We start from the raw sequence: 12628 nt of genomic DNA, 5'->3' as shown, positions 1-12628 counted from the left end.
GCACTTATCTTTTCAACTGCCGTGCCCCTCAATTTTTTCAATAAACTGCATTAGAAAAGTATTAGCCCCCGAATGGGGTGGCTTACACCAGACGGGGGCTAACCACAATGTAACCCTTCCAGGGCGGAGACGTTAAGCAGGTGCCCACCCCCTTCAAGAGTCAGCCAGGCTTGCTCACAGTATTATGCCCGGCCATCCTACGGCCGGAAGCAATCAGGCTAATAGGCATGCTCCTTTTTGAACTGGTAATCTTTTGCCGGGGAGGAATCATTAAAGATACCGTCGAAGTAGGAGTCGGTCTCATCGATGGCTTTCCCTTCATATTTATCGAGGAAATCATCGACCCGTTTCTTGAAGGTGGGGTTGCTAAAGTACTCTTCAATTTTGAAGGTACCGCCTACGGTATTGACCCCGAACTTGAGGTTCACCTCATTGTAAGAGCCGCATGAAGTGGCTATTTTCTTTTGCGCCTGGCTGAAATAGGTGCCGTAGACCAGGAAACTGGGCTTATAGAAAATATTGCCACTGTTGTCTTTGAATAAATCGTGAGTGGAGTAAGCATACAGGTAATTGTAGTCGGCGGTGGTCTTATTCATTTCTGCGCTAAGCCCGTCGCCAAAGCCTTTCAGGAAGGCAGCAAAAGCAGAAACATTCCCCGCGATAACGCTGCAGGCAAATTCAATCACCGTTTTGGCTATTTCAATTCCTTTGACCGACGTGTCCAGGCTTTTATCGCCTGAAACCGGATCGGTAAAGAAGGCGTTTAGCAGCTGCTGGGTGACTTCTTTCCACTCTTTATAATTATATTTATCGGCACTGTTAGGGGCTTTTTTATTTACCGCTGCGCTGGCAACGCCGACGAAGCGTTCCATTAATACGCGGCCAGCCTCCACCTGTTTTTTTAAATTAGCGGGGGCATCATTGAATTGATACGTTTGATATTGTACGGCGCCATCCTGAGACAGGCCGGGAACGAGCGGGGGTTTGTCACTCAGGAGTTCAGCCCCTTTCAAGCCGTGGATTTGACTAAAGTACGCTTCTGCCGCGTCGATCGCTTTTTCATTGAACATAACAACGTTCTCCACAATGGATGTTTATGCTGTGTGTCAAATAAAAACGGAATATTCCATATAATATATTTATTTGACCGGGGGTAAATAAAATAAATATATGCAATATGTTACTTGCTGTGTTTAACGCTTTGCCAAACACCCGATGATTATAGCAACCAGATAAATGCACATGATTTTTATATGTGTCTGATGCAGGTTTTGGCTTATTTGTTATTTGGTTGATATAAAACATCATGCTCGCGTAATATATAATGTGTTGATTTTTTATTTTTTAAAATAACAAGGTTGATGCTGTTAATTTAATTTAAGGCAATATGTGACCAATCAAAAACAGTCCGTTATTTACCGGGATTAATAATGTTTTCCTCCTGTTAGGGCTATTAAGCGCTACGCTTAACGTGCCTCAGGCCAGCCAGCTGCGGTGCCAGTCCGGCTTCGGTCATACTCTTGTCAGATTCGGCTGGTTTAATCGTCGCAACGGAAAAAAGGGACATAAAATGATGAAAAAACATGTGTTGTTGACGGTGATGCTGGCGGCAATGAGTGCTTCTGCTCTGGCAAAATCCACCTTAACGCTTTACACCAGCCAGCCCAATGAAGATGCGCAGACCACCGTCAGCGCCTTCGAAAAAGCGAACCCGGACATCGAAGTGAAATGGATCCGCGACGGCACCAGCAAGCTGACCGCCCGTTTACAGGCGGAAATGGCGGCCGGGGGCGCAGCGCCGGACGTGCTGCTGATTGCCGACAGCGTGACCATGGAATCCCTCAAGCAGCAAAACCTGCTGGCGGCCTACAAATCGCCGGAAGCGGCGCGCTTCGATGCTCAGCTCTATGACAAAGATGGTTATTACTACGGTACCAAACTGATTACCACCGGCATTGCTTACCACAGCAAAGCCCCGGTCAAGCCCACTTCATGGCTCGATTTGCTCAAGCCCGAGCTGAAGAACATGACCACGCTGCCAAGCCCGCTTTACTCCGGTGCGGCGCAGATCCACCAGGCCGCGATCATGGGCGCGCCGACGCTGGGCTGGGATTACTACGAAAAACTGAAGGCTAACGGGGCGATGCCGCAGAGCGGCAACGGCGCGGTAATGAACGCCATTGCCTCCGGCAGCAAAGCTTACGGCGTGCTGGTCGATTACATGGCGATCCGTGAGAAAGCCAAAGGCGCGCCGATTGAGTTTGCCTTCCCGACCGAGGGCGTGAGCATTGTCACCGAGCCTGTGGCGATGATGAAGGGCGCTAAAAATCCCGAAGCGGCAAAAGCGTTTATTGACTTCGTGCTCTCCAAAGCGGGGCAGGAGCTGGTGCTGAAACAGGGCTATCTGCCTGCCGATGCCAGCCTGCCGGTGCCGCAGGGTTTCCCGCCGCGCGACAGCATCAAAATCATGCCGTTTGATGCCGCCAAAGCGCTGGCGGACACCGACGCCAACAAAAAGCGCTTTGCTGACCTGTTTGGTAGCCGCTGATTGATGCTCAGCCCGGCATTGTCCCGCCCTAACGACGGCAGCCTGATGAAAGGGCTGCTGCGCCTGCTTGTCGTCGTCATTGCGCTCTTAAGCCTGCTCCCCAGCCTGCAGCTGCTGGTCTCCGCGTTGGTGGACTGGCGGCTGGGCGGCCAAAGTAGTCTGGGCCGCGTGCTCAGCAACCCGAATACCTGGGTCGCACTATGGAATAGTGTCTATACCAGCGGCCTGGGGGCGCTGCTTTCCCTCCTGCTGGGCAGCCTGTTTGCCTTTTGCCTCGGCCTGATGAACATCCGGGGCCGTCAGGCCTGGGCGTTTCTCTTTATGCTGCCGATGATGATCCCGCCGCAGGTCACGGCCCTGAGCTGGCTGCAGCTTTTCGGCCCCGGCAGCGTGCTGCTCAACAGCCTCGGCCTGGCGCCGGGGTTTGGCAGCCCCAATCCGCTTTATTCGGCGGAGGGGATCGCCTTCCTGCTCGGCATCCAGCACGCGCCGCTGGTGTTCCTGACCCTGCGCACCCAGCTGCAAAGTTTGCCGCAGGAACAGATTGAGGCGGCGAGGCTGAACGGCGCTTCTCTTGGGCGAGTTTTCATCGACATTATTCTGCCGCTGTGCCGACCCGCGCTGTGGGCCGGGGCGGCGCTGGCCTTTGTTTCCGCCCTCGGCAACTTCGGCATCCCGGCGATGCTCGGCATCCCCATCTCTTATTTCGTGCTGCCCGTGTACATCTACCAGACGCTCTCCAGCTTTGGCCCGTCGATGCTGAACGAGGTGGCCTCGCTCTCGGTGCTGATGGGCGTCCTGGCCGTCGCCATTGTGACGCTGCAGGGCATCATGCAGCGGCGTTACGCTTTGCCGCTGATCGGCATGGCCGGGCGGGCGGCAAGTATTGCGACAGGGAAAGGGCGGCTGGCGGTGGAGATCCTGCTCGCGCTCGTGCTGGGCGGGATGCTGGTGGCCCCGCTGCTGGCGCTGATCGCCACCTCGCTGGTGCCAACCCTGGGCGTGCCGCTCAACGGCGACACGCTGACGTTTGCCGCATGGACTGGCATTTTTGATGAGCAAAGCGCCACCTGGCGGGCGCTGAGCAACAGCCTGCTACTCTCCGTCAGTGCCGCCGCGCTACTGATGGCGCTGAGCCTGCCGCTGGCCTGGCTGCTGGTGCGTCGCCCCAGTCGGCCTTTGCGCTGGCTGCACAGCCTGATCGACATTCCCTATACGCTGCCCGGCGTGGTGCTGGCCATCGCCTGCATTCTGCTGTTTGCGCGCCCGCTGCCGCTGCTGAACGTCAGTCTCAGCGGCACCTTGACGATTATCTTCTTCGCCTACCTGGCCCGGTTTCTTACCGTCTGCCTGAAGCCAGTTCACACCAGCATGCTGCAGCTGGATCCGGCGATGGAAGAGGCCGCGAGCCTGGCAGGAGCAGACGCCTCCCAACGGTTACGCCACATCGTGCTGCCTCTGCTGGCCCCGGCGGCCTTTGCCGGGGCGCTGCTGGTGTTTCTCACTGCGGTAAACGAACTGACCGTCTCTGCGCTGCTCTGGAGTGCGGGAAAAGAAACTCTCGGCGTGGTGGTGTTTAACCTCGACGAAAGCGGCGACAAAGTGATGGCCTCGGCGATTTCCGTGCTGGTGGTGGGGCTGGTTGCCGTGGTGATGCTGTTACTCGGCGCGCTGGGCCGTTATTTACCGAAAGGAGTTATTCCATGGCAGAGCTAAGGCTGGACAAGCTCAGCAAATTCTTTGGCGAGCAGGCCGTGGTGAAGGATCTCAGCCTGACGATCCCGTCCGGGGCGTTTACCGCCCTGCTGGGGCCGAGTGGCTGCGGCAAAACCACCACGCTGCGGATTGTGGCCGGGCTGGAATCGCTGAGCGGTGGTCGCCTGTGGCTGGGTGATAAGCTGCTGGCCGACAGCGGCACCCACGTTCCGCCGGAACAGCGCGACATGGGCATGGTGTTTCAGTCCTACGCTCTGTGGCCGCACATGACCGTGGGCGAGAACGTTGGCTATCCGCTGAAGCTGCGCCAGGTAAACGGCGCGGCAAGGCAGAAACGTGTGATGGAGGCGCTGGAAGTCGTGGAGCTTGGGGCCTATTTCGGGCGCTCGCCTCAGGAACTCAGCGGCGGGCAGCGGCAGCGGGTGGCGCTGGCACGTTGCCTGGTCTCAGAGCCGCGAGTGGTTCTGCTCGATGAACCGCTGGCGAACCTCGACCGCCATCTTCGCGCCACCATGGAGCAGACTTTTCGCGAGTTTCACCGCCGCACGGGGGCGACGTTTGTCTACGTCACGCACGACCAGGCGGAGGCGATGGCACTCGCCAGCCATATCGCGGTGATGTACCAGGGCGAACTGATGCAGTGGGGCACCCCGCAGCAGCTTTATCAGCAGCCGCAGAATAGCTGGGTGGCCGGGTTTATCGGCCAGGGCAGCGTGCTGTCCCTCGCCGTTTCGCCGGGCTTACAAAGTCTGGATCTCGCGGCATTGCATGGCGGCCTGGATCAGCCGGGGCGCGATAAAACCGTGCCGGTCCTGGTGCGCCCGGAGCATGTGCAGATCTCAGGCAGCGGGCCGGTGGCCAGCGTCGAAAGCTGTATTTATCAGGGGGAACGCTATCTGCTGGAGCTGCGTTTGCAGGACGGGCAGGCGCTGAGCGCGTTTCATTCTGCGCCGCTGGCGGTGCGGCAGAGCGTGAATGTGCAGCTGTTGCAGGGCTGGCGGCTGGATGCGGCGTGACAATTACGCCGTTGGCAGGAATATCCCGCCTTCACCGCGATAAACGGCAAAGGCGGGGCAGGGCTTTAGTCTTCGAAGAACCAGTAGCCGCTGTTCACCAGGGCGGCTAACGTGGCGAGGAAGGAAGGATCTTCCAGCGCATCGCCAAACTTCTCCGCGTCCAGCTTAATGTGGCTGGCCAGCGCTTCCACCGCCGGGCGGTGCGGGCTGTCGAGCTTCTCGCCGTTCACGTACACCTCTCCGGCCACGCGGAGCACTCGCAGGCCACCCAGGCGCACCAGCTTGTCGCCCTGCTGCAGCGCGTCGTAGATCTCATCCGGCTGATAAGGCGGCTCCGGTGGCGCAACGTCCAGCTCATGGCGGGACTGGGTAATAAACTCGCCAAACCAGCTGTGGAAGGTCTCCGGCTGGTTAACGATGTCCAGCATCATCTCGCGCAGCTTGTCGATTTCCTGCGGCAGAATATCTGCCGGGTGCTGGCGCTCGGGCACGTCCGGGTCGGTATAGCGTAACCCGCCCAGCTCGCGCTGCAGCACGTAGTCGGCAAAGCCGCTGATCAGCTCGCGGCCGCTTGGGGCGCGGAAGCCGACGGAGTAGTTCAGCGCGTTTTCCAGCGAGTAGCCTTCGTGCGGGAAGCCCGGCGGAATATACAGAATGTCGCCCGGCTCCATCTCTTCGTCGATGATGGCGTCGAACGGCTCAACCTGGAGCAGGTCCGGGTGCGGGCAGTGCTGTTTCATGGCGACTTTTTCGCCCACGCGCCAGCGGCGGCGGCCCACGCCCTGAATAATAAACACGTCGTACTGATCCAGGTGCGGGCCTACGCCGCCGCCTGGCACAGAGAAGGAGATCATCAGGTCATCAATGCGCCAGTCGGGCAGGGCGCGGAAGGGGCGCATCAGGGCGCTGGAAGGTTCATGCCAGTTGTTCACGGCCTGCACCAGCAGCGACCAGTTGTTCTCGCCGAGGTGATCATAGCTCTGGAACGGGCCGTGGCTGACCTGCCACTTGCCGCCCTGGTGGCTCACGAGGCGGCTGTCCACCTCGCTTTCCATGGCCAGACCGGCCAGCTCATCCGGTGAAATAGGGTCGATGAAGTTTTTAAAGCCGCGCTTCAGCACCACAGGGCGTTTTTGCCAGTAGCGTGCAATAAAGTCGGGCCAGTTTAAATCCAGGTGATAATCCATATTATTGTCTTCCTGCAGATGGAGGAGCCTGACACGGATTATAACGGATGGCGAGCCGGGTTATGGGACTATTTCACCCTTCATTCTGTTCCGGCTGCTGGCGGGCAAAAATCACTTCCATGCGCGCGCCGCCCAGAATGCTGGCACTGGTCTGGATCTCGCCGTTGTACTGCTCGACAATTTCTCGGGCAACCGACAGCCCGACGCCCTGGCCAGGCCTCAGCGTATCGGCCCGCTGGCCGCGATCGAAGACCATTGCACGTTTGCTTTCCGGAATACCGGGACCGTCGTCTTCCACAATCAGGTGCAGCGCATCTTCGGTCTGGCGGGCGGTCACTTCCACAAACTCCAGGCAGTATTTGCAGGCGTTATCCAGCAGGTTGCCCATCACTTCCATAAAGTCATTTTGCTCGCCGATAAAGGTGATTTCCGGCGAAACGTCCAGCGTGATGTTCACCCCTTTGCGCTGGTAAACCTTGTTCAGCGCCGAGCACAGGTTGTCCAGCAGCGGGGCAACGGAATGCAGTTCCCGACTAAGCAGGGCGCTGTTGCCGCGCATGCTAGCGCGATGCAGGTAGTAGCCGATCTGCTGCGAGATGCGGCTGATCTGCTCCAGCATCACCGGTTCGGCCTGCTCGACGTTCATCTTGTCTGTGCGCAGCGACCGCAGGGTCGACTGCAGCACGGCGAGCGGCGTTTTCAGGCTGTGCGTTAAGTCCGTCAGCGTGGTGCGGTACTTGTCGTGGCGATCGCGCTCGGTGCGCAGCAACTGGTTAAGGTTACGCACCAGGCTTGTCAGCTCGCGAGTTGTTTCCGGGTTGAGGCTGTCGCGGTCGTGTTTTTCCAGCTCGCGCACTTCCTGAGCGAGTTCCTGAATCGGGCGCAGGCTCCACCAGGCGGCCAGCCACAGCAGCGGCACTACCAGCAGCAGGTTGGCCAGCAGGACGTAAATAAACCAGCTCCACACCATGTACGAGCGCTTCAGCTCGATAGGAATGGTGTCCACCACGACCACGGTCAGCGCCGGCATGCGCGCCGTCGCCGGGTAAAGGTTGACCGCCACTGAGTGGGTCATCTCGTAGCCGTCGTCGCTTTCGTCATCGTGCATGTCTTTCAGCTGGGCCAGGCGGTCTTTATCGTTGTCCAGCAGGGCGGTACTGGTGGCGTAGTCGGCCTCCAGCTCGTGGAAGCCGTTGCCGGTCAGCCACTCTTTCTGGATCTGTTGCACCACGTCCGGGACGTTGCGCTGCATCCACAGCAGTTTGCCGTGCTCGTCGTAAATCAGCGCCATGGTCGGGCTTTGGATACTGATGTTGTCGGGCAAGTCCACCTGCAGCTTGCCGTCCTTCCAGCTGGACAGCGTATAGAACAGGTTACTTTCCCCGCGCAACAGGCGGAAGGTGGTTTTATCAAAGCTAACGCTGTAGCCCACCAGCGCCACCAGGCCGTAAGCCAGGGACAGCACCATCACAACCGCGGCGGTAGCCAGTAAGAAACGAACCCGCAGCGACAGCGGCAGGATATGGCGAAAAATTTTCAGCATTTAGTGGAGATCGAACCTGTAGCCCTGCCCGCGCACGGTGGTGATCACTTCCTGCGGGTATTCAGCCTGAATTTTTTTACGTAAACGGCCCATCAGCACGTCAATAGTGTGGCTTTCGCGCAGCTCGGCGTCCGGGTAGAGCTGCAGCATCAGCGAGTCTTTGCTGACCACCTTCCCGGCGTTGCGGATGATGGTTTCCATGATGGTGTATTCAAACGCGGTGAGCTTGATCAGGTTGTCGTTAATCGACAGCTCGCGGCGGGACAAATCGACCTGGAACGGCGGCAGGGAAATCACCTGCGAAGCCAGACCGCTGTTACGGCGCATCAGCGCCTGCATGCGGGCGACCACTTCTTCCAGATGGAAAGGTTTAGTGACGTAGTCATCGGCCCCGGCGCCCAGAACTTCAACTTTGTCCTGCCAGCCTTCACGGGCGGTTAATACCATGATGGGAATGGTTACGTCATGGCTGCGCCAGCGGCGGATCAGACTCATGCCGTCTTCATCCGGCAGGCCTAGGTCAACAATTGCGATATCCGGGGTATGTTCATTCAGGAAATAGTCTGCCTCTTTGGCATCCTCGGCCGCATCCACCTGGTGGCCTGCTTCACGCAGCTGCACCTTAAGGTGATGACGCAGCAGGGCATTATCTTCCACGACCAGTACGCGCATTGTATTTCCTCAATCCATTCATAGTATTGATAGTTTAGCGCTAATTATTAATGACAGGAAATAAACCTCGTATAAACAATGCCCTTATGGAGATTAACGCTGAGTCAACAATCCCATTCGGCTGGAGGCCCTCACCCTAAGCCTCTCCCAGAGGGAGAGGGGATCAAAATAAACTTTGTCATTTGTTCTCCCCTTCGCCCCTCTGGGGAGAGGGCCGGGGTGAGGGGCAAACTGCAGGCAACAAAAAAGCCCTCCGAAGAGGGCCTTTTTCATTACTTCAGCTCGTCAACCATGGTAATGGCGCGGCCAATATAGTTGGCAGGCGTCATGGCTTTCAGGCGAGTTTTCTCTTCTTCCGGCAGCTCGAGGCTGTCGATGAACTGCTTCATGCCTTCGGCGTCAACGCGTTTGCCGCGGGTCAGCTCTTTCAGCTTCTCGTACGGCTTTTCGATGCCGTAGCGGCGCATCACGGTCTGAATCGGCTCAGCCAGCACTTCCCAGTTGTGATCCAACTCGTCCAGCAGGCGGTCGCGGTTCACTTCCAGCTTGCTCACGCCCTTCAGGGTGGACTGATAGGCGATCAACGCATAGCCGATACCCACGCCCAGGTTACGCAGCACGGTGGAGTCGGTCAGATCACGCTGCCAGCGGGACACCGGCAGTTTGCTTGCCAGGTGCTGCAGCATGGCGTTGGACAGGCCGAGGTTGCCTTCGGAGTTTTCGAAGTCAATCGGGTTCACCTTGTGCGGCATGGTGGAGGAGCCAATTTCACCGGCGATAGTTTTCTGCTTGAAGTGGTTCAGGGCGATGTAGCCCCACACGTCGCGGTCGAAGTCGATCAGGATGGTGTTGAAGCGCGCGATACAGTCAAACAGCTCGGCGATATAGTCGTGCGGTTCGATCTGGGTGGTGTACGGGTTCCACTGAATGCCCAGAGAAGTCACGAACTCTTCGCTGAACTGGTGCCAGTCCACTTCCGGGTAAGCGGCGATGTGAGCGTTGTAGTTGCCGACCGCGCCGTTGATTTTGCCGAGGATTTCAACGTTGCCGAGCTGGCGGAACTGGCGCTCCATGCGGTAAGCGACGTTTGCCATCTCTTTCCCCATGGTGGATGGGGTCGCCGGCTGGCCGTGGGTACGGGACAGCAGCGGGATGTCGCGGTACTGCACCGCCAGATCTTTCACAGCATCGATGATTTTACGCCAGTACGGCAGGACCACGTCTTTACGCGCGGTGTCGAGCATCAGCGCGTGGGACAGGTTGTTGATGTCTTCGGAAGTACAGGCGAAGTGAATAAATTCGGACACCGCGTGGAGGGCAGGGATTGCTTCCACTTTCTCTTTCAGGAAGTATTCCACCGCTTTCACGTCGTGGTTGGTGGTGCGCTCGATGGTTTTGATGCGCGCGGCGTCAGCCTCGCTGAACTCGGCGACGATTTTATCAAGGTAACCGTTTGCGTCCGCATCAAAAGCAGGAACTTCCTTGATCGCTGCGTGCGCGGCCAGCTTTTGCAGCCAACGTACTTCGACCTGTACGCGGAATTTCAGCAGACCGAATTCGCTGAAAATAGCGCGCAGAGCGCTGACTTTGTCGCCGTAGCGCCCGTCAACGGGGGAAACGGCGGTCAGTGAGGATAATTCCATAACAACTCCTGAGAGGTTAACAATGAGCAAGAATTTGTTTGGCCTGATCGGTCAGGCGACGACGAGAAAACATTAACTGCAGGCGGCCACCGCCAACCTGATGCCACAGCACGGCGGCACGGATCCCGGCCAGCAGCGCCGCGCGTACTTTACTTTGCACCTGCGGGCTTTGCAGCACGGCAGGGGAACCTGTGACCTGAATACGCGGGCCAAGCGGGCTGATGACATCCACGTAGATCCCGGCCATGGCGCTCAGTAGCGTGTCAGACTCGAGATCAAAGTGTTCCAGCTGGCGCTGCAGGCCATTAATTTTGCTGCCGAGCGTGTCCATCGCGCCTTTGGCAGCGTGGAGTTTACGCTCCAGCACCATCAGGCTGAGCGTATAGCGCGTCAGCTCGGCGTTCAGCCCCTGGCGGCTGCTGGCGTTTAGCACGCCCAGCAGAGTTTCAAGCCCGAGCTTAAGGTTAGCTTCGCTGCCGCCAAAAACATCCAGGGTTGAGCCTGGGTTCTGGTCAATCACGCTGTTGAGCGAGACGTGGAGCGCGTCGCTGTCGCAATGACCCTGATGTGCCAACTGCTGAACCAGACGGGCTGACTGGCAAATGCCGGCCAGCGCGAGAGTAATGTCGTAGTAGTTTTTAGCCACCAGGCTGCGTCCTTGTGTGTAATTAACTGACGAGCGGCAAACGCTGCTCGATAATGCCGCCGCCCAGGCACACTTCGCCGAGGTAGAACACCGCGGACTGGCCTGGGGTGACGGCAGCCACCGGCTCTTCAAAACGCACTTCTATGCGCTCAGCGTCCAGCGGCGTAATCGTGCAGGGGATATCCGTCTGGCGGTAGCGAGTTTTCACCGTGCAGCTCAGCGGCGCGGTCAGCGGCTCGCGATCCACCCAGTGAAGCTGCTGGGCAATCAGCCCGACCGACATCAGACGCGGGTGATCGTGACCCTGCGCGACGATAAGAATATTGTTGGCGACGTCTTTATCGACCACGTACCAGGGATCTTCTGATCCTTCTTTGGTGCCGCCGATGCCGAGGCCTTTACGCTGACCGAGGGTGTGATACATCAGCCCCTGGTGCTCGCCGACGGTTTCGCCGTCCACGGTAATAATTTTACCCGGCTGGGCTGGCAGGTAGCGGCCCAGGAAGTCGCGGAACTTGCGCTCGCCGATGAAACAGATGCCGGTGGAATCTTTTTTCTTCGCGGTGACCAGATCCAGCTCTTCAGCAATGCGGCGCACTTCCGGCTTTTCCAGCTCGCCGACCGGGAACAGGCTTTGGGCAATCTGTTCGTGGCTCAGCGTATAGAGGAAGTAGCTCTGGTCCTTGTTACCGTCCAGGCCGCGCAGCAGTTGGCTTTTGCCGTTCACGTCAGCGCGGCGCACGTAGTGGCCGGTAGCAATGTAGTCGGCACCTAAATCTTCGGCGGCAAATTCCAGGAAGGCTTTAAATTTGATCTCTTTGTTGCAGAGGATATCCGGGTTTGGCGTGCGCCCGGCTTTGTACTCTTCGAGGAACAGTTCGAACACGTTGTCCCAGTACTCTGCGGCAAAGTTAACGGTGTGCAGTTCAATGCCCAGCTTGTCGCAAACGGCCTGCGCATCGGCTAAATCTTCCGCTGCGGTGCAGTACTCCTCGCCATCGTCTTCTTCCCAGTTCTTCATGAACAGGCCTTCCACCTTATAGCCCTGCTGCATCAGCAGGTAAGCGGAAACGGAGGAATCGACGCCGCCGGACATCCCGACGATCACTTTTTTCTGGCTGTTATCAGACATGGAGAGACTCACGACATTGAACTTCAAAGCGGCGTATTCTATCACGCAGGCCGCTACTTGACACCCTCTGTAAACGGCCAGTTAAAAGCCCCCAGCACCGACAGGGGATAACGCGGCTCCTGCTGGTAACAGCGGATGCTTTCCGCCACCAGCGGCGAGCGCAGATTTGCCGCATTGAGAATGGCTTCGGCATCGAGCCACAGGCAGCGGTCAATGTCGCTGTCGTGCGGGGTGGTCGGCAGCTGCTTATCCAGATCGATTGCAAACAGGAAGCGCAGGAAAGGCGTGTTGTCCGGGGCGATCCACTGGTGCATGCGGATAAAGCTCTGCGGCTCGGCGGTAATCCCTGTTTCTTCCCACAGCTCGCGCTTCGCGGCTTCAAGCAGCGTTTCGTCGGCTTCGAGGTGCCCGGCGGGCTGGTTCCACAGTGCTTTGCCGTGAATGGTTTCTTCGACGACTAAAAACTGACCTTCGGCCTGAACAACGCAGGCCACGGTGACGTGCGGCTTAAACATCGCTTCTCCT

The 12628-nt window shown here is 58.0% G+C and carries 11 protein-coding genes; 3 read left to right on the top strand and 8 right to left on the bottom strand.

Going from position 1 to position 12628, the window contains the following annotated elements; all coding sequences use genetic code 11:
• Positions 1 to 218: 218 nt before the first annotated feature.
• Positions 219 to 1070, bottom strand: coding sequence for an Evf family palmitoylated virulence factor (locus tag ACREYP_RS14145; RefSeq protein WP_008453376.1), 852 nt, complete (start codon positions 1068 to 1070; stop codon positions 219 to 221).
• A 500-nt stretch (positions 1071 to 1570) separates the two neighbouring features.
• Between ACREYP_RS14145 and ACREYP_RS14140 the strand changes: the two genes are divergently transcribed.
• The 3 genes from ACREYP_RS14140 to ACREYP_RS14130 are packed head-to-tail and all read left to right on the top strand — an operon-like array spanning position 1571 to position 5280.
• Positions 1571 to 2548, top strand: coding sequence for an ABC transporter substrate-binding protein (locus ACREYP_RS14140; RefSeq protein WP_166875068.1), 978 nt, complete (start codon positions 1571 to 1573; stop codon positions 2546 to 2548).
• A 3-nt stretch (positions 2549 to 2551) separates the two neighbouring features.
• Complete coding sequence (locus ACREYP_RS14135; RefSeq protein WP_336817898.1) at positions 2552 to 4264, top strand: ABC transporter permease; 1713 nt, start codon at positions 2552 to 2554, stop codon at positions 4262 to 4264.
• Positions 4252 to 5280, top strand: a complete 1029-nt coding sequence (locus ACREYP_RS14130; protein ID WP_336817741.1) for an ABC transporter ATP-binding protein — start codon at positions 4252 to 4254, stop codon at positions 5278 to 5280. The genes ACREYP_RS14135 and ACREYP_RS14130 overlap by 13 nt, the downstream gene beginning before the upstream one ends.
• A 65-nt stretch (positions 5281 to 5345) precedes the next feature.
• Here the strand turns inward: ACREYP_RS14130 and ACREYP_RS14125 are convergent, their stop codons facing one another.
• From ACREYP_RS14125 to ACREYP_RS14095, 7 genes are all read right to left on the bottom strand, one after another.
• Positions 5346 to 6467, bottom strand: a complete 1122-nt coding sequence (locus ACREYP_RS14125) for a ribosomal protein uL16 3-hydroxylase (RefSeq protein ID WP_008453370.1) — start codon at positions 6465 to 6467, stop codon at positions 5346 to 5348.
• Between the two features lie 73 nt (positions 6468 to 6540).
• The gene (phoQ, locus tag ACREYP_RS14120) at positions 6541 to 8010 is read right to left on the bottom strand and encodes a two-component system sensor histidine kinase PhoQ (protein ID WP_008453368.1); all 1470 of its coding nucleotides are present in this window, start codon (positions 8008 to 8010) and stop codon (positions 6541 to 6543) included.
• Entirely contained in the window at positions 8011 to 8682 is a 672-nt protein-coding gene (gene phoP / locus ACREYP_RS14115) for a two-component system response regulator PhoP (protein ID WP_008453365.1), read from the bottom strand. It lies immediately after the preceding gene.
• 272 nt (positions 8683 to 8954) lie between these two features.
• Positions 8955 to 10325, bottom strand: a complete 1371-nt coding sequence (gene purB, locus ACREYP_RS14110; RefSeq protein WP_008453363.1) for an adenylosuccinate lyase — start codon at positions 10323 to 10325, stop codon at positions 8955 to 8957.
• 16 nt (positions 10326 to 10341) lie between these two features.
• Positions 10342 to 10971 carry a high frequency lysogenization protein HflD gene (gene hflD / locus ACREYP_RS14105; RefSeq protein ID WP_008453361.1) on the bottom strand — a complete coding sequence of 210 codons (630 nt, stop codon included), beginning with the start codon at positions 10969 to 10971 and terminating at the stop codon, positions 10342 to 10344.
• 22 nt (positions 10972 to 10993) lie between these two features.
• Positions 10994 to 12103 (bottom strand): tRNA 2-thiouridine(34) synthase MnmA, encoded by a 1110-nt coding sequence (mnmA, locus tag ACREYP_RS14100; protein ID WP_008453359.1) that lies wholly within the window; start codon positions 12101 to 12103, stop codon positions 10994 to 10996.
• Between the two features lie 53 nt (positions 12104 to 12156).
• Positions 12157 to 12618 (bottom strand): NUDIX hydrolase, encoded by a 462-nt coding sequence (locus ACREYP_RS14095; protein WP_336817740.1) that lies wholly within the window; start codon positions 12616 to 12618, stop codon positions 12157 to 12159.
• Between the last annotated feature and the right edge of the window lie 10 nt (positions 12619 to 12628).

Origin of the sequence: Enterobacter sp. TMH.L2, from assembly GCF_050847315.1 — a bacterium.
Lineage (GTDB): Bacteria > Pseudomonadota > Gammaproteobacteria > Enterobacterales > Enterobacteriaceae > Cedecea.
This window is presented reverse-complemented; position numbering and strand designations above follow the sequence as displayed.

Coding starts and splice junctions, on each gene's coding strand:
- ACREYP_RS14145 (WP_008453376.1), bottom strand. CDS start 1,070: ATGTTCAATGAAAAAGCGATCGACGCGGCAGAAGCGTACTTTAGTCAA.
- ACREYP_RS14140 (WP_166875068.1), top strand. CDS start 1,571: ATGATGAAAAAACATGTGTTGTTGACGGTGATGCTGGCGGCAATGAGT.
- ACREYP_RS14135 (WP_336817898.1), top strand. CDS start 2,552: ATGCTCAGCCCGGCATTGTCCCGCCCTAACGACGGCAGCCTGATGAAA.
- ACREYP_RS14130 (WP_336817741.1), top strand. CDS start 4,252: ATGGCAGAGCTAAGGCTGGACAAGCTCAGCAAATTCTTTGGCGAGCAG.
- ACREYP_RS14125 (WP_008453370.1), bottom strand. CDS start 6,467: ATGGATTATCACCTGGATTTAAACTGGCCCGACTTTATTGCACGCTAC.
- phoQ (WP_008453368.1), bottom strand. CDS start 8,010: ATGCTGAAAATTTTTCGCCATATCCTGCCGCTGTCGCTGCGGGTTCGT.
- phoP (WP_008453365.1), bottom strand. CDS start 8,682: ATGCGCGTACTGGTCGTGGAAGATAATGCCCTGCTGCGTCATCACCTT.
- purB (WP_008453363.1), bottom strand. CDS start 10,325: ATGGAATTATCCTCACTGACCGCCGTTTCCCCCGTTGACGGGCGCTAC.
- mnmA (WP_008453359.1), bottom strand. CDS start 12,103: ATGTCTGATAACAGCCAGAAAAAAGTGATCGTCGGGATGTCCGGCGGC.
- ACREYP_RS14095 (WP_336817740.1), bottom strand. CDS start 12,618: ATGTTTAAGCCGCACGTCACCGTGGCCTGCGTTGTTCAGGCCGAAGGT.